This is a genomic window from Winogradskyella pacifica (assembly GCF_013403915.1).
Lineage (GTDB): Bacteria > Bacteroidota > Bacteroidia > Flavobacteriales > Flavobacteriaceae > Winogradskyella > Winogradskyella pacifica.
In genome coordinates this window covers 14,098-33,823 of sequence record NZ_JABFDI010000025.1, presented here as the reverse complement: position 1 = coordinate 33,823, position 19,726 = coordinate 14,098, and the positions used below count along the sequence as shown (strand labels likewise).

20 protein-coding genes and 1 tRNA gene are annotated in these 19,726 nt (G+C 33.0%); 7 read left to right on the top strand and 14 right to left on the bottom strand.

The features are described from left to right. Positions 1–176: 176 nt before the first annotated feature. Positions 177–258, bottom strand: a tRNA-Leu gene (locus HM984_RS16500). Between the two features lie 154 nt (positions 259–412). Here HM984_RS16500 and HM984_RS16495 point away from each other — a divergent pair. The 3 genes from HM984_RS16495 to HM984_RS16485 all read left to right on the top strand — a co-directional run bounded on the left by HM984_RS16495 (position 413) and on the right by HM984_RS16485 (position 5,249). After that, on the top strand, positions 413–1,801 hold the full coding sequence (locus tag HM984_RS16495; RefSeq protein ID WP_179349966.1) for a dipeptidase: 1,389 nt from the start codon (positions 413–415) through the stop codon (positions 1,799–1,801). A gap of 182 nt (positions 1,802–1,983) precedes the next feature. After that, positions 1,984–2,349 (top strand): BlaI/MecI/CopY family transcriptional regulator, encoded by a 366-nt coding sequence (locus tag HM984_RS16490; protein WP_092466404.1) that lies wholly within the window; start codon positions 1,984–1,986, stop codon positions 2,347–2,349. Between the two features lie 2 nt (positions 2,350–2,351). Beyond that, entirely contained in the window at positions 2,352–5,249 is a 2,898-nt protein-coding gene (locus tag HM984_RS16485) for a M56 family metallopeptidase (RefSeq protein ID WP_179349965.1), read from the top strand. Between the two features lie 143 nt (positions 5,250–5,392). Here HM984_RS16485 and HM984_RS16480 read toward each other — a convergent pair whose 3' ends face one another. Together HM984_RS16480 and HM984_RS16475 are read right to left on the bottom strand one after the other, a co-directional pair. After that, positions 5,393–6,460 carry a TIGR03032 family protein gene (locus HM984_RS16480; protein WP_179349964.1) on the bottom strand — a complete coding sequence of 356 codons (1,068 nt, stop codon included), beginning with the start codon at positions 6,458–6,460 and terminating at the stop codon, positions 5,393–5,395. 75 nt (positions 6,461–6,535) lie between these two features. Continuing rightward, entirely contained in the window at positions 6,536–7,891 is a 1,356-nt protein-coding gene (locus HM984_RS16475) for a T9SS type A sorting domain-containing protein (RefSeq protein WP_179349963.1), read from the bottom strand. A gap of 167 nt (positions 7,892–8,058) precedes the next feature. Between HM984_RS16475 and HM984_RS16470 the strand changes: the two genes are divergently transcribed. Both HM984_RS16470 and HM984_RS16465 read left to right on the top strand, forming a co-directional pair. Further along, positions 8,059–9,159 (top strand): DUF4407 domain-containing protein, encoded by a 1,101-nt coding sequence (locus tag HM984_RS16470; protein ID WP_179349962.1) that lies wholly within the window; start codon positions 8,059–8,061, stop codon positions 9,157–9,159. A gap of 339 nt (positions 9,160–9,498) precedes the next feature. Beyond that, on the top strand, positions 9,499–9,966 hold the full coding sequence (locus tag HM984_RS16465) for a YybH family protein (RefSeq protein ID WP_179349961.1): 468 nt from the start codon (positions 9,499–9,501) through the stop codon (positions 9,964–9,966). 112 nt (positions 9,967–10,078) lie between these two features. Here HM984_RS16465 and HM984_RS16460 read toward each other — a convergent pair whose 3' ends face one another. From HM984_RS16460 to HM984_RS16420, 9 genes are all read right to left on the bottom strand, one after another. Continuing rightward, positions 10,079–10,393 carry an STAS domain-containing protein gene (locus HM984_RS16460; protein ID WP_115808003.1) on the bottom strand — a complete coding sequence of 105 codons (315 nt, stop codon included), beginning with the start codon at positions 10,391–10,393 and terminating at the stop codon, positions 10,079–10,081. 290 nt (positions 10,394–10,683) lie between these two features. Further along, the gene (locus HM984_RS16455) at positions 10,684–11,259 is read right to left on the bottom strand and encodes a PhnA domain-containing protein (protein ID WP_115808004.1); all 576 of its coding nucleotides are present in this window, start codon (positions 11,257–11,259) and stop codon (positions 10,684–10,686) included. Between the two features lie 29 nt (positions 11,260–11,288). Next, entirely contained in the window at positions 11,289–11,651 is a 363-nt protein-coding gene (locus HM984_RS16450; RefSeq protein WP_179349960.1) for an MmcQ/YjbR family DNA-binding protein, read from the bottom strand. Beyond that, entirely contained in the window at positions 11,648–12,259 is a 612-nt protein-coding gene (locus HM984_RS16445) for a DUF4230 domain-containing protein (protein WP_115808006.1), read from the bottom strand. The genes HM984_RS16450 and HM984_RS16445 overlap by 4 nt, the downstream gene beginning before the upstream one ends. Positions 12,260–12,305: 46 nt before the next feature. After that, positions 12,306–13,055, bottom strand: coding sequence for a cyclase family protein (locus HM984_RS16440; RefSeq protein ID WP_179349959.1), 750 nt, complete (start codon positions 13,053–13,055; stop codon positions 12,306–12,308). 2 nt (positions 13,056–13,057) lie between these two features. Next, positions 13,058–14,185 carry a radical SAM family heme chaperone HemW gene (gene hemW, locus HM984_RS16435; protein WP_179349958.1) on the bottom strand — a complete coding sequence of 376 codons (1,128 nt, stop codon included), beginning with the start codon at positions 14,183–14,185 and terminating at the stop codon, positions 13,058–13,060. A gap of 56 nt (positions 14,186–14,241) precedes the next feature. Beyond that, positions 14,242–14,604, bottom strand: coding sequence for a hypothetical protein (locus HM984_RS16430; protein ID WP_115808009.1), 363 nt, complete (start codon positions 14,602–14,604; stop codon positions 14,242–14,244). 37 nt (positions 14,605–14,641) lie between these two features. Further along, positions 14,642–15,196, bottom strand: a complete 555-nt coding sequence (ruvC, locus tag HM984_RS16425; protein WP_179349957.1) for a crossover junction endodeoxyribonuclease RuvC — start codon at positions 15,194–15,196, stop codon at positions 14,642–14,644. 4 nt (positions 15,197–15,200) lie between these two features. Beyond that, positions 15,201–15,839 carry a cell envelope biogenesis protein OmpA gene (locus tag HM984_RS16420; RefSeq protein ID WP_179349956.1) on the bottom strand — a complete coding sequence of 213 codons (639 nt, stop codon included), beginning with the start codon at positions 15,837–15,839 and terminating at the stop codon, positions 15,201–15,203. 69 nt (positions 15,840–15,908) lie between these two features. Between HM984_RS16420 and HM984_RS16415 the strand changes: the two genes are divergently transcribed. After that, positions 15,909–16,835 (top strand): hypothetical protein, encoded by a 927-nt coding sequence (locus tag HM984_RS16415; RefSeq protein ID WP_371312706.1) that lies wholly within the window; start codon positions 15,909–15,911, stop codon positions 16,833–16,835. Next, positions 16,835–17,980, top strand: coding sequence for a glycosyltransferase (locus HM984_RS16410; protein ID WP_179349954.1), 1,146 nt, complete (start codon positions 16,835–16,837; stop codon positions 17,978–17,980). The genes HM984_RS16415 and HM984_RS16410 overlap by 1 nt, the downstream gene beginning before the upstream one ends. A 21-nt stretch (positions 17,981–18,001) precedes the next feature. Here HM984_RS16410 and HM984_RS16405 read toward each other — a convergent pair whose 3' ends face one another. Both HM984_RS16405 and HM984_RS16400 read right to left on the bottom strand, forming a co-directional pair. Next, positions 18,002–18,478 (bottom strand): hypothetical protein, encoded by a 477-nt coding sequence (locus tag HM984_RS16405; protein ID WP_179349953.1) that lies wholly within the window; start codon positions 18,476–18,478, stop codon positions 18,002–18,004. Between the two features lie 115 nt (positions 18,479–18,593). Next, complete coding sequence (locus HM984_RS16400; protein WP_179349952.1) at positions 18,594–19,724, bottom strand: tetratricopeptide repeat protein; 1,131 nt, start codon at positions 19,722–19,724, stop codon at positions 18,594–18,596. Positions 19,725–19,726 lie beyond the last annotated feature (2 nt).

The window sequence follows — 19,726 nt, the reverse complement described above, 5'->3', positions numbered from 1 at the left end:
GCACAGTTTAGAGGTGTTAAAAATATAGAATTTTTCCTTTTTAGATTAACAACCATTTTTGCTTAAACACAACTTTTAGTCTTGATCCTATTTTAGATATTTAATTATAACATCATAGAAACAGAATTATAACAAACAAAAAAAGCCTCTCAAAATTGAGAAGCTTTCTTACTTTGTACAGGCGGAGAGACTCGAACTCTCACACCTCGCGGCACTAGATCCTAAGTCTAGCGTGTCTACCAATTCCACCACGCCTGCAACTATCCAATAAATATTGGGTTGCAAATATAAACAATTGTTTGAATAAACAAATATTAAAGTTTCAAGAATTCTAAATGATTTCTTAAAGTTTGTTCATGATTAACTTATTCCTCTTTAAATTCCTACTTTTGATTAAAATCAAAGCGCTATTATGCAATCTATAAAATCTTATATCAACGATAATAAAGATCGATTTCTTAACGAACTTATCGATTTATTAAAAATTCCATCAATTAGTGCAGACTCTGCATACAAATCTGATGTTCTAAAAACAGCGGATGCTATTAAAATAAGTCTAGAAAAAGCGGGTTGCGACCATGTCGAAATTTACGAAACAGAAGGTTATCCTATTGTTTACGGTGAAAAAATAATTGATAAAAATTTACCAACTATATTGGTTTATGGTCATTATGACGTGCAACCACCAGATCCATTAGATTTATGGAATTCACCTCCTTTTGATCCTATTATTCAAAAAACAGAATTACATCCTGAAGGCGCTATTTTTGCTAGAGGAGCTTGTGATGATAAGGGTCAAATGTATATGCATGTTAAAGCTATGGAATACATGACGACCAATAACGAATTGCCTTGTAACGTAAAGTTTATGATTGAAGGTGAAGAGGAAGTTGGTAGTGTAAACTTAGCCAAATTTGTAAAAGCGAATCGTGAAAAATTAGTGAATGATGTTATTCTAATCTCAGACACAGGAATGATTGCACCAGATGTACCATCAATTACAACAGGCTTAAGAGGTTTAAGTTATGTTGAAGTTGAAGTTACTGGACCAAATAGAGATTTACATTCTGGACTTTATGGAGGTGCAGTAGCAAATCCAATTAATGTATTAACTAAGATGATTGCATCGCTTCACGATGAAAATAATCATATTACCATTCCTGGATTTTATGATAAAGTTGAAGAGCTTTCGGATGCTGAACGTGCAGAAATGGCAAAAGCTCCATTCTCATTAGACGCCTATAAAAAATCATTAGATATTGACGCGGTGTATGGTGAAGCAGGCTATTCTACTAACGAGCGTAACTCCATTAGACCAACTTTAGATGTCAACGGTATTTGGGGAGGTTATACAGGTGAAGGTGCAAAAACAGTTATTGCAAGTAAAGCCTATGCAAAAATATCTATGCGATTAGTACCACATCAAGAATGGGAAGAGATTACAGAATTATTTAAAACGCACTTTGAAAGTATTGCACCAGAAGGTGTAAAAGTAAAAGTTACACCTCATCATGGTGGGCAAGGTTACGTCACTCCTATTGATAGCGTGGGTTATAAAGCCGCCTCAAAAGCATACGAACAAACTTTCGGAAAAACACCAATACCGCAACGTAGTGGAGGTAGTATTCCTATTGTATCGCTTTTTGAAGAAGAACTAAAAAGTAAAACTATTTTAATGGGCTTTGGTTTAGACAGCGATGCTATTCACTCACCAAATGAGCATTTTGGAGTATGGAATTACCTTAAAGGTATTGAAACGATCCCTTGGTTTTACAAGTATTTTACTGAATTATCAAAATAATTAAGTGATTTAAAAGTAGCTAATAATATTACGAAAAGCCTTATGATTACTGTAAATCATAAGGCTTTTTACATTTAAAAATTCGAAATATTGTTTACGGACTCAATAGATTTTTAAACTCTACACTTGTAGAATCAAATTTATTCTCTACATTTGTAGAGTTAATTCTAAAAACGTAGAGCATGCAACTTTCAAAAACCGAAGAACAACTAATGCAACACCTCTGGAAGCTCGAAAAAGCTTTTATGAAAGATTTGCTAGAGATCTACCCAGAACCAAAACCGGCTACCACAACTATTGCGACCTTACTAAAACGCATGATAGGAAAAGGCTTTGTAGATTATAAAACCTACGGTAAATCGAGAGAGTATTTTCCGCTAGTTAAAAAAGAAGATTATTTTTCTAAGCATGTTAACGGGCTCATTAAAACCTTTTTTAATGATAGTGCTTCGCAATTTGCTTCATTCTTTACGCGTAAAACAGATTTAACAACAGAAGAGTTAGAGGCGTTAAAGAAAATCATAGATACAGAAATTAAAAATCGATAATTATGGAAACGTACTTATTAAAATTTTCAGCGTGTTTATGTGTATTTTGGTTAGTCTATGTGCTCTTTTTAGAACGTCAGAATATGCACCGTTTTAAGCGGTTCTATTTACTAAGTGTTTTGATCTTGGCATTCGTAATTCCTACCTTAACCATAACAGAATATGTAGAACCTGTAAGTGCCACATTTGAAACTGCTCCTGTATATTTTCCAATGGAATTAGCATTAGAACAAGCAACCATTGAAGAAGTTCCTTTCTTTAATTTAGAAACCACGCTTTGGTTAATTTACGGATTTGGTGTTTTATTATTTGCATCACGGTTTATTATAAATCTTATAAAAATGCAGCGACGGATTTCTAAGAATAACAACATCAAAAAGCGCTCTTTTATTTATGTTTTACTGCATGAAAACACAATCCCACATTCCTTTTTTAGATATATCTTTTTTAATAAAACAAGGTATGAATCTGATAACATTCCGAAAGAAGTCTTACTTCACGAAGAAACTCACGCTAGGCAATTACACAGTTTAGACATTATCATTCTAGAGTTGCTTCAAATTGTATTTTGGTTTCATCCCTTAATTTACATTTTGAAACATCATGTAAAACTTAATCATGAATTTTTAGCAGACCAAGCCGTTTTAGAACAAGGAACGGACACTAAAGTTTATCAACATATTTTATTACAATTTTCATCAAACACTCAAAATCATCAACTATCGAGTGCCATCAATTATTCATCAATCAAAAAACGATTTACAGTTATGAAAACACAAACCTCAAAAACCAGAATTTGGCTAAGTACGGTATTAGTATTGCCAATTATTGCGATTCTTTTTTACAGTTTTGCTGAACGCGTAGAAGTTGTACAAGAAAAACTTCAAAACAATAGTCCACTTATTCAACAAAACATCACAGAAAAACAAATTGAAGCGTATAATATATGGGCTAAAGAATTGACTTTAGAACAGACTTTGGCTGAAGAAAAAAATCAAAACCATCCGATTGTAAAAAAGAAAACTCTAGAAAAGTATGTCAGCATTTACAGGGGAATGTCAGAAAATCAAAAACAGAATGCACAACCTTTTCCTGTTAGTGATTCTGATTTGTCTTTTATTTTTCCTGATCTGTATTCATCAGAGGAAAATACTTCTGTTGAAGTCTATTTGAAAAAATACGATATCTACGAATCCTTAAGAACTACAGAACCACATTACATCCATAAATCGGCTGACATTCAAAAAGAAATGGATGAGTTATTTTCAGATTTAGGAGGCCTATATTTTAGAATGTCTAAAGAAAATAAAGCAAAAGTAAAAAGACCTATTTCACGAATACAACCTTATGTACAAATTACCCTCAATGGGAAAACATATTATAAAAAACGTAGCGAGTTAACAGCAGAAGAAATAGCGACTTTGCCTCCACCACCTCCACCTCCTGCGAAACAACAAAAATCTAAAGGAGGTCCAAACTTAGGAGATACAGAGAGTATATACAACCCTTCCTTTTTAGAGTTTATTATAGAGATGGAAAACGAAGGTGCCTCTTTCTATTTAGATGATGAAAAAATTTCTACTGAAGAAGCAAAAGCTATTGCAGCAAATAATAAAGGTAAGCGTACAGATATCTTAACACAATTAGACGCTAATGGCAAGTATGTTGTAAAATTATCTAATCGTCAAAACAGCGTATCACCCAATAAAGACGTTTACAAAAACGCAGAAAACCAAGAAAAACCAACGGATGAAGAGGTGGCAGAATACAATGCTTGGGCTAAGAAAATAAATACTGCTATCGAAAAGGCAGACGCTAACCCAAAGGAGTATACTTACCCTATAGTTAAGTACAAGGATGTCGAAAAACACAAGCGTATTTATAAATCTATGACAACGGAACAGAAGAAAAATGCTGAACCATTTCCTAAATCTCCGCCACCTCCGCCAGCACTAGCATCACCTCGGTCTACACAAGTACTTAATAATACCAAATCTACCCCAATAGAAATCAATGGAGCCACATATTATTACACGCAACAAAATGGAAAAACTACCTATTATGATCGTTATGGAAAAGTGGTAGATATTAATCAAATCCCACCTCCACCTCCGATACCAAATGATGCGACACCAGAGCAAAAAGCTAAAATGCAGAAAGCTACAGATGCTTATATGAAAGCCAATCCTGATAAAGTAGGAACAGCAGAAACAACAGAAGGTGATATTTATGAGGTTATAGAAATACCTGATGATCTCCAAGGCAGTGTAGATATTAATGGGGAAACGTTCTATTACACCACCAGTCTTGGCAAAACGACTTACTTTAATCGTTATGGTAAAGAAGTAAAAATGGATAACTTACCTCCGCCACCTCCAGCACCAGAATCAACGTTAGATCTCGTAATTAGAATGGCTAAAACCAATGCGAATTTTTTTAGTGAAGGCAAAGCAATTTCATCTGATAAGGCTATTGACTTATTAAAAAAGAATCCTAAACTAAATATCAACGCTCAAAAAACAGACACCGAACATCCCTTAATTTATATATCCAAGAAACCAATTCTTATCGGAGTGAAAGGAAAAGTTGGGGTGCAGATCCCTAAAGAACAAGAAAGCATTTTGCCCATAGTTAATGGTAAAACTATTACATCAGGGAAATTATCTTTGACAAGAAATGAGATTAAGGATATAACACTAAGTACTAAAAATGGAAAAGTAACCGAATTTAAGTTTAAAATTCCTGGTAAACGAACTCAACAAATAAAGAATAATGTGCTAGATATTGATGCCCTAAAACATCTTGAAAACGCAAAAAAAGATGATCACCTTGCTCTGTTTGCTATTAAAGATGGTTCTGACTCAGAGATAGCACCTATAGTTATTATTATCACTGATTAAATTAATAAGGTTCAAAAACCATAACATAGAATAAGTTAAGCCTCGATTCTCGAGGCTTTCCTATGTATTAATATTAAGTATATGGATTGTTTTATTCTCACCGTTAATTCTTTATACTGTAATTCTTCTTAAAAAAAATCACATTATCCAACCCAGTAACAGCTATCTTCTGCAAGTATAGCTTGCCTATGCGTTTCAGTAAAATTGTTTAAAATATTAGGACGCAAAAAATCTGGTAAAACTTCTAAATCGTAAATTTCATCGACTGATGTTTTGTATTTTAATAATCCTTGATAACTCTTAGTTGGTAAATGGACTATAGCAACTCCTGCATAATTACTTAATTTTGCCACATCTAAGTGTGCAAAACTAGACGAGTTTTGACGTAACTTACTGAGACCGATAAACAAATAATCTTTGTAAAAAGACATGCCTCTTACAAAACCTTTTAAATTAATAACCTCTGTATACGATTTATTTTCAATATCAACTTCTACCAATTGACCAGTCGCAGATAATAGTAAATACAGTTTTCCGTTAATAAATCTTGGTGTATGTGGCATGCCTAAGCCAGATAAAATAATTTCATTGGTTTCTACGTCTATTAACACACCTGTTTTTGTTAAGTCCTTCTGCCAACTTTTAGCTGTATTTCCAGTGTTAAAAGCCGTAACATACTTTGGCTTACCATCCTTCATAGCCATACCATTTAAATGACATCTATCTTCAGGTTTTAATTCCGTTATAAAATCGGGTTTCCAATATGACTTAAAATTGTAATCATTATCAAAAGTAGAAATACAAGAAAACAACGTATTAATAGCAAATAACTTGTTATCTGCTCCATACGATAAATCATGTAAATCTAATTTTCCGGTATAATTTGTGCTCATCGGAAAGTACATATTAGAATATGTATTTGGTTTCTTAGGATAGTTCTTTGCTAGTATTTCCGAGTTTTTTAACTGAATAACTTCATTTTGACAGGCAATTGCTAATTTTTCATAATTACCTGTAAAAGCAATACCCATAGGCCGATTAAAATTCCTTGCCAATTGGGTTATTTTATCTTCATTTAACGGAGATATTGTTACAATTTTACCAGCTTGAAATGTAGAAAGGACAATACTGCATTGTAACCTAAATAAAAGCTCAGGAACTTGAGGCGTATGTTCTAATTGAAACGGTGAGATAGGTTGATCTGGATTCATTCTTCGTAAATATTTAAACAAAAAAAGAAGCTACTCCAAATTAGAGTAGCGTCTTATAAAAGTTAAAAATAAAAATTATTTTTTTATTATTTTTCTTGTCGTCGTTCTGTTGTTATTATCATAGATTTTAATGTGATAAATACCCGAAGCCAAACTAGAAATATCAACTTCATTTGTATTAGCTATTTGTATGTCTATTTGTTTACCTGAAATATCAAATAACGCTACCCTACTGATCTCAATGCTTGTTTCAATAGTGAAAACATCTTTTACTGGATTAGGGAATACTTGCAATAATTCTTGACTATCAAAGTCTGAAACACTTAAATTAGAACTATTTCCTTTAAAAAAGGTTAATTTTCCTGCTGCATTTCCTACAACTAAATCTTCGGTACCATCTTTATCTAAATCAACGACTGCAATTGTAGATAAAATTCCAATATCCAGATCTGCTCCATCAACTTGTATATTAGTACTAGCATTAAATATCATAGGGCTGCCTGCACCTGCCGTATTTTCAAAAAATTCAATTAAACCAGGTTGACTACCAACAATTAAATCTAAATCGCCATCTTCGTCTAAGTCACCAAATACAGGTGACGTAAAGGTGCCAGTAGAAATATTAGCACTATTTGCTTGAACTGCAACTCCTGAATTAAAAACCATAGCATTACCTGCGCCTGCCGTATTTTCAAAAAACATTAAACCACCAGCATTAAAACCAATAACTAAATCTAAATCACCGTCAGCATCAAAATCTACAACCGTGGGTCTAGCCTCACCTGTAACAGATAAAGAAGTTCCATTTGCTAAAACAGTTGAATCTATTGTAAAAGCATCACTGCCATCATTAAGGAATAATTGTACTTCTCCTGTATAAATACCTACTAATAAATCTAAATCGCCATCTGCATCAAAGTCAGCAAAAGTAGGTGCCGAGTATTCAAAAACGAAACCCGATATTGGAGCAGTCACCAAATCTGTTGGTGCTCCAAATTCCATTGTACTCTGATTAAACGCTCCGAAATTTTGAACTAATAATGGATCTCCTAACTGGCCTAAATATAATTCAAAATCTGTATCACCATCTAAATCAGCAAAAGTAGGGTAAGCTTGTGCCATAACACTAATCTCTGCTCCATCTGCATTTAAAACTACACCAGTATCAAAAGTGTTCATTGTTTGTGCAGAAAGAGAATTAGACATTGATAAAAAACCTAGCATTGCAAAACTTGGATATACCCATCGCCTCCATTCAGAGAATGTAAGATGCGACTTCAAGACTTTATAAAATCTATTTAATTTATTTAGCAGATTAGTTTTAGTTTTTGACGCTAAATCATCCCAAGTGCCTTCTTCTTTAAAATTTTCAATTTGCTTAAGTAAGGTTCGGAATTGACGTTTTTTCCTAATGAATAGTTGTTTTTTCATATATTAATTTTATTCTATAATTATAAGTTATTTCGCGTAAAACTTGTTAGGAAATCATCAATAGGAAGTATTACATGATGACAAATTTTCATCCAAATTAGTATTTTATTGTAACAAATGGAAACTTTTAGCGTTCTAATAGGTAATCAATCAAAAATCAATCACTTATGTTAAAGCAATTCTTCATCCTTTGCTCTGGCGCTGACACCGATATATTAAACGACTGCTCCATTGGAGAACAGAACAAATATGCTGGTATTGGAGCTACCGTTTTCTTTACGGCTGTAATGGCAACTATAGCCGCTAGCTATGCGCTCTTTACCGTTTTTGACAATCTCTATGCTTCAATTTTCTTTGGGCTCATTTGGGGTTTACTCATTTTTAATCTCGATCGCTATATTGTTTCGACCATTAAAAAACGCGACAATATCTTAGACGAAATTCTTCAAGCGACACCAAGACTATTCTTAGCACTTATTATTGCCATAGTCATTTCAAAGCCTTTAGAATTAAAGATTTTTGAAAAGGAAATTAATCAGGTTTTATTAGAGCAAAAAAATGATTTAACGCTCGCCAATCAAAATCAAATCGCTGAACAGTTTAGTCCTAAAATTGCTACGCTAGAAAGCGAAATTTCAGATTTAAACGCTCAAATAGATTTAAAAGAAGCAGAAGTTAATGGATTATATAACACTTACATTACAGAAGCTGAAGGCACTGCTGGCTCTAAGCTTTTAGGCAAAGGCCCTGTATATAAAGAAAAGCGCGATAAACATGATGCTGGATTAGCTGAATTACAACAGCTAAAATCCGATACTAAAACAAAAATCGAAGCGATTGAAACCCAAATTGCAACACTTCAATCGGATTACACCACTAATGTCGCAGAGACACAACCTGTGATTGATAATTTTGATGGTCTCATGGCGCGTATTACAGCGTTAGGTGAATTACCGTGGTTACCATCCTTTTTTATTTTCCTGCTGTTTTTAGCCATTGAAACGTCTCCAATCATTGCCAAACTTTTAGCCCCAAAAGGTGAATTTGATTATAAACTAGAAGATCAAGAAACAGCAATTAAAACCTGGACCATGCAAAAAATTGCAGAACGAAAACTCCTTTTAAAAACAGACAATACTATTAATAATAGAGTTTATGATGAAATTGCTGATGAAGAAGAGGTGATGAACTACAAACGAAAGCATGCACGGACACTAATGCAAAATCAAGCGGATGCATTTTTAAAACAACAAAACGGTATTTTATAAAACCTAGTCGTATTTAATAGTATAATCAGTCTGTAATTTACAATTTCACACCTCTAAAGTCCCCTCAAGGGAACAACTGTTAGCTAAACTATTTTTGCTTTAGTCGTGAACAGTCTATCCATTGCACTTTTCTCATTGTAATTTTCTAATGATTTTATATTGTGTGAATTGCCCCCTTTTGAGAAATTAGTAAAAAACAAAATATTTTTTGTTTTTTTAGCTACCAAGTGAAGCTCTTAGGGGTGCTTTGTTACTCCCTGAACAAACCGTTAAAATTAATTTAAAACATTGTTCTCTAAATTGTTCTTATTTTTAGCTTTAAAACAACAACCAATTCTTATGAAACATATTGTCGCCATTGCATTGGCATTATTAGCTTTTAGCTGTATTAGCATTAAGGCAGACGTCACTACAGAAACAACAACAAATAGCGATTCTGCAGCACTTGCTGAAGCTGGAATCCGCCTTGTAATGGCAGAGCAAGAAGCCGCATGGAATAATCATGATTTAGAAGGTTTTATGCAAGGCTACTGGAAAAGTGATTCACTAAAATTCTACGGAAGTAATGGCCTAACCAAAGGATGGAAGCAAACATTAGCCAATTACAAAAAAGGATATCCAACAAAAGCAGAAAGTGGGACTTTAAGATTTGTAATTAATGATATATCAAAAATTGAAGGAGATAATTACTGGGTCATGGGAGAATACCATCTTAATCGCGAAGTTGGAGATGCCAATGGTGTTTTCATCATTATCTTTAAAAAGATACATGGAGAATGGAAAATTGTAGCTGACATGTCTTGCTAAAACAAAACTCAAGCCCACAAGAATAGAAAACAAAATGCCTGCTAAAAATCCACCTATGATCTAAGAGACTCAGGAAACATTTTGTTTATATATTGATAGAATTTCTCTTGGCTTAAGCTGCCACAACTCTATTTTCAGCGATCATAGTTTCTTTTGGTTCTTCAGATTTAAAATGCTGAAACAACTCTTTACATCCATAACCTATTATTGATAATCGTTTTGATTTTGTAATAGATTCATTATGCAATTTTGCTAAGGCCATCACTCCTGCTCTATCTATACTACTGACCTGTTCGATATCTAATAAGACATCATCGAGTTTATCGAATATATTAGAAAATTGAGCATTGAAAGTTTTTAGATTTAACTTGTTTAAAGTTCCTTTAATCTGAAAACGATTGTTGTAGTTTGTAATCTGTAAATCCATAATAAATAGTGTTTAAAAGTTCATACTAATTGAGGCTATTAATCAGTATACCTTATACATTAATCAGAGGGATTGTGTTCAATATCGGATATATATGTGGGTCTTTTGATACATTTTCGATAAAGAGTAAGTTTGAATGGACTATTCGAAGCATTATGCTCATTTTTTCGACAAACAACAGCTTTTAAAATCATCCATTTGTAGGAAAAATAAAACCTGAATCAGTTAAGAATCAGGTTTTTGAAATTATTTTAAGCAATAAATTTGAACTTAATTTAGTCTCTAAATTTTTAAGTTTTCTTTACATATTCGGTAATAATGACAATTTGTTGTCCATCTACTCGACCTTCAATATAGGTTTCATTTTCATGGTCTAGTCTTATATTCCTAACAGCAGTACCTTGTTTAGCAACCATACTAGACCCTTTGACTTTAAGATCTTTAATTAGCACAACAGAATCACCATGCTCTAAAATCACACCGTTCACATCTCTGTGAATCAGTTTATTTTCCTCATCTTCACCATCACCAGAAGCTTTAGCCAATTCTAAGGTTTCTTCTTCCATGTACATCATGCCTAATAAATCCTGAGTCCAGTCGTCCTTAATTCTATTAAGCATTCTCCAAGCCATAATTTTCACAGCTTCATGTTCACTCCACATACTATCATTAAGACATCTCCAATGGTTAGGATCTATAGCATCTGCATCGTTCATTTGTTCTGTACACACATTACATGCATATAGAACTGTTTTCAATTCGTTTTCTTTAATATCCGATACGGTGTAAACAGATAATTTTTCCTCGTTGCCGCAAAGCTCACATTTGGAGCCACTGCGCTTTTGTAGTTCTCTTTCTAATGACATAATAAATATAGTATTGTGCAAATGTAAAATTAATTCAGACTTTCTCGTAGTTTTTTAGATAAGCCTTTTACAACCATCTCGTAAGAATGGTCTATTAACTCTTTAATAAGTTGTTGTGTGAGTTCCCCTTTTTGTACATAAACACTATTCCATTGTTGTTTATGCATGTGATAACCAGGTTTTATACTGTCGTATTCTGCTCGCAATTCTTGAGCATATTCAGGATCGCATTTTAAATTAATAAAAGCGTCCCCCTTTTCCCATTGCTTTAACGAGGCTAAAGCAAACATTTTATTACAGATTTTAAACACAAGAGTATCGTTATCAAAAGGAAAATGTTCGGTAACCGCTTTTTTGCTTAAACAATAGTTTCTGTAATCTTCTATGTTCATTTCAACAATTTCTTATCGTCTCCTCCTTCTATCTTCAACGCTGAATAATCTAATGTCCAACCTATCGTTTCTACTAGGTTTTCAATAAGATGAATGGCTTCTAAAGCTTCTTGCTTAGCAATAGTATATAAACCACTTTCTGGAACTTTATCCATAATATGAGCTTTTGCTTTGGTATGTAAATCCGTTAGATCTGCAGCCTCAAAACGATTAAACATACCGTCTTTTTTGTCGTAATAATTAATATCACTTTCAATAGAAAGTACTTCAGGTTGCGGAAAGTGAGATAATACTACGGTTTTTGTTTTAGCATTTGAACTCATTTCAATTTTACTCAAATCAAATCCCACATGTGCTTTTGCTTTAATCACAACTAAGGCCTTTTTTCGACTAGATATCAATTTTAGAAACTTCGCTTTTACATCCTCATAATGGTAAATTTCAGCAAAATCACCTTCTACCGTTACAAACTTACAGACACGTTTTATTTTGTCTAAAAGCAATATGGATTGCTCATTGGCCACTTTCTTGGTTTTCCAATGTTCATAGAGGGTTACTAACCCTAAAGTGACCAGAATACTAATGATGATTATAAAAAATGTTTCCATATGCTTTAAATATATGACACTAACATTAGCGTATTGTCACATGTAATTACCCTATTATTTTATATAAAATTGGTTTACTCGGACTTGCATCATTCTCAAATGGAGCAATTTGAAGGTTAAGCATATACTTACCGTCTTTAATTTTATTAGACACATAGATAAACTCTGTTATTGTAGCATCTAAACGTAATTTTCCACTTGTATTCCAAAACGCATTATGTGCTAATAAGTCTCCGCCGTCTTGCTCCTTATCTACACTTGGCAAATCGATAAGTAGATGCTTAATGTCTTTATTTTTTAGATAATCTGCAGCATCCTCTAATAAATACGTTGGATTGGTATTTGAGTATTGTCTAGAAAATTTCTCTCGCGTATTTGGCATCGTCCTAATAACAATGGCATCGCGTTTTTTATTTCCTAAGGCAAACTGTAATTGCTTTCTCGAAATTACATAATCATCACCTAGTTTTTCTGGTGCCACAGTTACCACCTCAGCCAAAAAGAAAAACTGTTTTAGATGCTGATTTATAGAATACATTTCTTCTGTGATATGACCAACGGTCTCCGTATGTGTACCATGTGAGTGCGGATTAAAACTTATAGTATTAAAATTTACAACCGCTCCATTAGCAACGCTAATTATTTCACCGTCCATAACCTCAGGTGTTATTTTTGGTGGATCTAAATACCAGGCATTAACATTAGTCGATTTTCCTGTAATAGGAATTGAAAGATCTAAAGGTAGAGATAAATCTATTTTTAATTTTCTCGATTTGTATTGTATTGTTGCTATCAAATTTAATTAAGTTTAAAAAGTTCTGAAGCAATACCATCACATAAAAATTGTCCCTTCTTTGTGACCCGTACATGCTTATCATCAATATACAATAATTGTTGATTTATAAAAATTTCTGATTGCTCTATTAGATAATCTTTAAAATCCATACCGAAATCAGTTTGAACCCTATCTAATGACACTCCCCAAATAGTTCGCAAACCCGTCATTACATACTCGTTGTATTGATCTGTATGTGTTAAGGTTTCAATTTCTATGGGTAGTTCATTTTGCTCAATTGACTTTATATATTTCGCATTATTACTCACATTCCAACCGCGTTGTTTTCCATTAAACGAATGTGCGGAAGGTCCAATTCCCAAATAGGATTTCCCTTGCCAATAGGCTGAATTGTTTTTACTAAAATAACCGTTTTTTCCAAAATTAGACAGTTCATAATGCACAAATCCTGAAGTCTCCAATTTGTCTTTCAATATATGAAATTGATCATGTGCTTGCTCATCGTCAACATTATCAATAATACCTTTTTTAATGAAAGATGCTAAAGCTGTTTTAGGCTCAACGGTTAAAGCATAACTCGAAATATGAGGCACTCCAAAACTTAAAGCCATTTCTATATTTGCCAACCATTGCGCATTTGAAGCCCCTGGTATGCCGTAAATTAAATCTAAAGAAATATTGTCGAAATGCTTAGTTGCTTCTTCTAAACACGATTTTGCTTCATTGGCATTGTGTGCACGATTCATCAGTTTTAAATCATTTTCAAAGAATGATTGAATACCGATAGATAGCCTATTGATTGGACTTTTAGAGAGCTCTATGATGCGTTCTTGAGATAAATCATCCGGATTGGCTTCAAGCGTAATTTCGGGGTGGTCTGAAACTTGATACATTTCATACACCGCCTCTATTAAAAACTCTAATTCTTTATTGCTTAACAAACTAGGTGTTCCTCCTCCAAAATAGATGGTTTCAACTACTGTATTTTTGAATTCATCTTTTCTGAGTTCCAATTCTTTAGCTAAGGCAGTAATAAGATCCCCCTTTTTCTTCATGGATGTCGAAAAATGAAAGTCGCAATAATGACACGCTTGCTTGCAAAATGGTATGTGGATGTAGATGCCGCTCATTTTAGTTTTTAGTATTCAGTCGCAGTTTGCAGTCGGTTGCACTCAAATTTTTCTTATTATTCAAACAAATCATATAACATTGAAATTCTTAAATCACAATACATTTTTATGAAATTAAAATAAAGCATATCAAATTGACTTCCATAAGTTTCTCGTCTAGTTTCCCACGATTCGTAAGCTGGAAATTTCAGTTTAAATTGTTCATCGATAAATAGATCCCAAAGTTTCTCAGAAGTATCTAAAGCGACTATAAACGTGGAATCCTTACTATTTATATGTTTCAATTCAATGACTAATGAATCTTTTATTTTCTGAGATTGGTAATAGTTATCATGGGCAATATCATTCATTTCAACCTGCCCTTGGCTAAAACTCAAAAACGACTGACTGACTATTAAAAGTAAAATAATGATTCTCATTTACTATTTTTAACTGCATACTGAGACAGCAAACTGTTTACTTCTTAACGCGACCTTCATTCTGTTTCACAAAAGCAGACCAGCCAGAATAACTCTTACCAACCTCAACTCTGCCTTCATTATAAAAATGACAAACGGCAGCCGCCAAACCATCCATAGAATCTAAATTCTTAGGAATTGTTTTAAGCCCTAACATGCTTTGTAACATTTTAGCAACTTGCTCTTTACTGGCATTTCCATTTCCGGTGATAGCCATTTTAATTTTTTTAGGAGCGTATTCTGTAATCGGCACTTCGCGAGACAAACCGGCTGCCATAGCAACCCCTTGTGCGCGTCCCAATTTGAGCATACTCTGTACATTTTTACCAAAAAACGGAGCTTCAATTGCAATTTCATCTGGATGATACGTATCGATGAGTTCTATAGTACGTTCAAAAATAAGTTTAAGTTTTAGATAATGATCATCATACTTTTTTAGCATGAGTTCATTCAACTGTAAAAATTCCATTTTTTTACCTACAATTTTTATGAGTCCAAACCCCATAATTGTAGTACCAGGATCAATACCTAAAATAATTTTTTCTTTACTCATGCTTTTAATTACAGTATCGGCAACCATCTAACGCGACTGCCAAGCCAAAGGTAAGGTTAAAAACACTACCATTAAAAGCACCTAAACCATTTAAAACAGGATTATAATCTTCTAGAGACGTTAAACCATAGATATAAGAAACATCGGTGTACACTGAGACTTTTTCATTAATTGCGTAATGCACTTCTAAACCCGCTAAAAGGTTTACAAAAGTCTGTTTATTATCTCCCAATGTTCCTAATGGTTTTACAAAAGACATTCCAGGACCTGCATGTGCAACCGTACGTAACCGCATTGGCAGAAACGTAAGATATGCTGTAGGATCATAGATAAACTGCGCATTAATTCTTGTATAATTTATTTTAAATTCTGGTGTGTCATCAGCATTCTTAAAACGATTAAAACCAAAATCTAATTTTACTCCGTATTGCGGTGTTAGCTTATGTTGAATCCCTAAATTAATTGTTGGAAAATTCACAGGCTTCGCATAAGAACTTTTTACAAATCCATCTGTTGTTGGATAATTAAGACCAACAGCAAAAAGAGCTTTCCACTTCGCAGTGTCCTTTAATTGCGCCTGACTATTAAACGTTATAAAAACGATAATAAAAACGAAAAGGTATTGTTTAAAATAGTATTGCATCTGTAAGTTTTTGATTTTATTTGTAGTATGCGTTACAATGTACCTCACAAAATTAAACAATTCTTATTTGTGCTTATTAAGTTGAGTATTGTTGTTGGTGCATTTTGTTTTATGTATTCTAAAATTGTTCAAAACGAAAATTTAGAATTCAACAAATTTGTAGCTTTTTTGGATAAAAATGACGTTTTTTCATTGCAAAACAGCTTTATATTAATCCTTTTAACCAGTTCTAATTGGTTTTTTGAAATTCTTAAATGGCAACATCTCGTTACTATTTTAAGGCCTATTTCCTTTAAATCAGCATTAGAACAAAGTTTAGGAGGTTTAACAGCGTCCTTAATAACACCAAATCGTATTGGCGATTATGGAGCAAAAGCCATTTACTACACCAAAACATTTAGAACAAAAATTGTGCTACTCAACCTTTTAGGAAATATGGCACAAATGACCATAACGATGGTTTTGGGTGCTATTGGTTTCATTCTCTTTATCAATCGCTATCCCATTGGCATTAACTACAATAAAGCAGTAGGTATTGGAGCCATTATTTTATTGATTGGATTGGTTATTTTCTATGTAATGACCCAAAAACGGTCTAAAATAAAAGGGTTTTCACTCGTTTTTATAATCGATTTTATTAAATCCATTCCTTTGAAAACACATGGCTTAAATCTGTCATTGTCTTTAATTCGATATCTTATATTTTCATTTCAGTTTTATTATTTGCTGTCGGTCTTTGGTGTTACCATCAGCTATGTTGATGCCATGATTGTAATAACGAGTATGTATGTACTAGCTTCGATTGTGCCCACTATTTCAATTTTTGATGTGGTAGTAAAAGGCAGCATCGCTATGTTTTTGTTTAGTTACCTAGATGTAAATGAGTTTATTGTTTTATCTACGACAACCTTAATGTGGCTGCTTAATTTTGTAATTCCGAGTATCTTTGGAAGTTATTTTGTGCTTAACTTTAAACTTCCAAAACCAATAGAATAATGCTCTCATTTTTATTCATTTTTATCATCATTATATATCTACTTATTATAGGTTGGTTGAGCTATGGCTTTGATAAGGTTGATGATTTTAGAGTACAAGATTTATCGCATAAAACGAAATTCTCAGTGATCGTTCCGTTTAGAAATGAAGCCAAAAACCTCCCCAAATTATTAAATTCTATTTCAAAATTGAATTATCCAAAACCGATGTTCGAAGTTATTTTGGTTGATGATGATTCTGAAGATGATTCGGTTGCGATTATAGAAAATATTCTCGGTACATCAAGCAAAAAGGATAGTCGATTTGGCAATATTCAAATTATTAAAAATAAGAGAATTTCAAACTCACCAAAAAAAGACGCGATAACGTCTGCTATAAAAGTTTCAAAATATGATTGGATTGTAACTACCGATGCCGATTGTATTTTACCTAAATATTGGCTCGATACTTTTGATGAATGCATTCAATTAAAAAATTCCAATTGTATCGTTGCTCCAGTGACGTATCATGGGAAAATGACGTTTCTTAATCGTTTTCAAACCTTAGATTTTTTAAGCTTACAAGGTGCGACTATTGGTAGTTTTGGTATTAAGAAACCTTTGATGTGCAATGGTGCTAATTTCGCTTATCGTAAGTCCCTATTTATTTCTGTCAGAGGTTTTGAAGGCAACGACACTATCGCCAGTGGTGACGATATATTTCTTCTTGAAAAACTCACAGCACACGATGCAGAGAGTGTGCACTATTTAAAATCTCGTAACGCAATCGTCACTACAAACCCTGCCCAAAGCACTAAAGATTTAATACAGCAACGTCTACGTTGGGCTTCAAAAACAAGCCAAAATAAGAACTGGTTTACTAAATCAATTGGATTGGTCGTTTTATTAGGGAATTTGGTTTGTTTAGGACTGCTACCTGCCGTTTATTTCAATATTATAACACTGAAAATCGCTTTGGCATTATTTATTATTAAAGGGAGTATAGACTTCTTATTGCTATTTAAAACAGCACGCTTTTTTAAACAAGATAACCTTCTTGTGTCTTATTTATTTTCGAGTATTATCTATCCATTTTTTTGTGTAAGCATTGTTTTTCTTTCGTTCTTTAAATCTTATGAATGGAAAAATAGAACTTTTAAAGTGTAAGTTCCTTCAAAATAAAACAGGCTAATTAATACGTACAATCACAGGTAACTCAAAAGCGGTAGTAACTTGTTGATTTCGTTTTATGGCGGGGTATATTTTAGGAACTCCTTTTAAACTGCGACGTAGAAGACTGTCAATTTTCGGGATTTCCTGAATAGTTTCAGGGTGCATTTTAATAGATTCTACTACTAAAAGTCCTGTTTTATCAATCTTAATATTAAGCCTAATCGTATCATTAACGTTATTAGAAACTACTAAATTTTGTGCTTTTAAAAACTCATTCACACTACTAATCAAAGTATTCTGAAAACACACTTTCCGATCTTCTTTTTCCGTCAAAGAATCGCAATTACTAAACGTTGGATAGGCATCTACCTCATTCCAATTAAAAGTTTGTAGCTCCTCCTCAAGTAGATCTTCAGGATAAACTTTCTTCTTTTCAAAATAATTGCAAGAGGTTGCAAAAAGCAAGATTAAAAGACAAACAATTCGATTCATTACTAGTGTTCTGATAGCGAAAAGTACGATATTTTATTCAAAACCATGCTAGTCAGCTTCGCTTTTAGATTGTAGCGTTACATCTATGTCTTGATTTTAATTTATATGAAGAATTTTACTCGCCTTCTAAAAACTTTTCTTGCTTTAATTCTTTGAGTCGGCCTTCAGCATAGCTTATAAATGGACTTTTTTTATGCTTCTCAATAAATTGCTCATACAGCTTAATTTTACTACCAGTATCAGCATAATATTCATCTTTGGTTCTAAGAATATAAAACTCGGACATTATATTAGAAGGATCTTCTTTTAACGATTTTTGAAAGGCTTTAATCGCTTGATCGTATTTTTTCTGGCGATTAAAAATAGTACCTAAACGCTGGTACTCATCTGAAAGCGGAAGGTCTTTTAATAATAAAGCCTTTGTGATATACTGTTCAGCCATTTCAAAATCACTTAAACTCTGGTAGTATGCACCGATAACGAACATGGCATTCGCATCATTTGGGCTATATTTTAAAGCTTGTTTTCTGTGATAAATTGCATCTTTATAATCTGAATTTTGCGCATAACTCAAACTTAATTTTTCGTGAATAAACTCCGATTTCTCACCTAAATCTAACAATTTATTAAACCAAACAACGGCATGGGTATAATAGTCTTGATGGTAATAGGTTTGCGCCTTTAAACTGATAAGCTCTATATTGTTTTCATAACTTTCTAATCCTCTATCAATATAACCATGAGCCTTTATAAAGTTTCGTTTTATTAAATGATGTTTCGAAATCTTAAAAATGGCTTTTTGATGCGTTTCATCAAGTTGAAATGTTTTTTCAAATTGTTGTAATGCGGTAGTGTCCTTTTGCTTTTCTAAAACCACACCTAGTTCATAATAGTAATTAGGGTTTAAGCTATCGGATGCAATTAAGGTTGAAAATCGCTGATTGGCATCTTTATAATGTTTCGTTCTTGCTAACAATTTTGCGTATTCATACTGTAATAGAAGATCATCCGCATTGGCTTTTATTGCTTTTTCATAATTATTTAATGCTTCTCCATAGTTCCCTATTGCCATATACGCTTTTGCAATATCATCGTAAACAGCCTCTAAATCATCTAAAGATTTGTAAACCTCTATAGCTTTGGAAAAGTTGCCATTACTATAGAGATGATCTGCTTCCGCTTTTATATTTTGCGCATTTAAATGAATGGTAAAAACACAACACAAGAGTCCTAAAATTAATTTCATAA

Coding starts and splice junctions, on each gene's coding strand:
- HM984_RS16495 (WP_179349966.1), top strand. CDS start 413: ATGCAATCTATAAAATCTTATATCAACGATAATAAAGATCGATTTCTT.
- HM984_RS16490 (WP_092466404.1), top strand. CDS start 1,984: ATGCAACTTTCAAAAACCGAAGAACAACTAATGCAACACCTCTGGAAG.
- HM984_RS16485 (WP_179349965.1), top strand. CDS start 2,352: ATGGAAACGTACTTATTAAAATTTTCAGCGTGTTTATGTGTATTTTGG.
- HM984_RS16480 (WP_179349964.1), bottom strand. CDS start 6,460: ATGAATCCAGATCAACCTATCTCACCGTTTCAATTAGAACATACGCCT.
- HM984_RS16475 (WP_179349963.1), bottom strand. CDS start 7,891: ATGAAAAAACAACTATTCATTAGGAAAAAACGTCAATTCCGAACCTTA.
- HM984_RS16470 (WP_179349962.1), top strand. CDS start 8,059: ATGTTAAAGCAATTCTTCATCCTTTGCTCTGGCGCTGACACCGATATA.
- HM984_RS16465 (WP_179349961.1), top strand. CDS start 9,499: ATGAAACATATTGTCGCCATTGCATTGGCATTATTAGCTTTTAGCTGT.
- HM984_RS16460 (WP_115808003.1), bottom strand. CDS start 10,393: ATGGATTTACAGATTACAAACTACAACAATCGTTTTCAGATTAAAGGA.
- HM984_RS16455 (WP_115808004.1), bottom strand. CDS start 11,259: ATGTCATTAGAAAGAGAACTACAAAAGCGCAGTGGCTCCAAATGTGAG.
- HM984_RS16450 (WP_179349960.1), bottom strand. CDS start 11,651: ATGAACATAGAAGATTACAGAAACTATTGTTTAAGCAAAAAAGCGGTT.
- HM984_RS16445 (WP_115808006.1), bottom strand. CDS start 12,259: ATGGAAACATTTTTTATAATCATCATTAGTATTCTGGTCACTTTAGGG.
- hemW (WP_179349958.1), bottom strand. CDS start 14,185: ATGAGCGGCATCTACATCCACATACCATTTTGCAAGCAAGCGTGTCAT.
- HM984_RS16430 (WP_115808009.1), bottom strand. CDS start 14,604: ATGAGAATCATTATTTTACTTTTAATAGTCAGTCAGTCGTTTTTGAGT.
- ruvC (WP_179349957.1), bottom strand. CDS start 15,196: ATGAGTAAAGAAAAAATTATTTTAGGTATTGATCCTGGTACTACAATT.
- HM984_RS16420 (WP_179349956.1), bottom strand. CDS start 15,839: ATGCAATACTATTTTAAACAATACCTTTTCGTTTTTATTATCGTTTTT.
- HM984_RS16410 (WP_179349954.1), top strand. CDS start 16,835: ATGCTCTCATTTTTATTCATTTTTATCATCATTATATATCTACTTATT.
- HM984_RS16405 (WP_179349953.1), bottom strand. CDS start 18,478: ATGAATCGAATTGTTTGTCTTTTAATCTTGCTTTTTGCAACCTCTTGC.
- HM984_RS16400 (WP_179349952.1), bottom strand. CDS start 19,724: ATGAAATTAATTTTAGGACTCTTGTGTTGTGTTTTTACCATTCATTTA.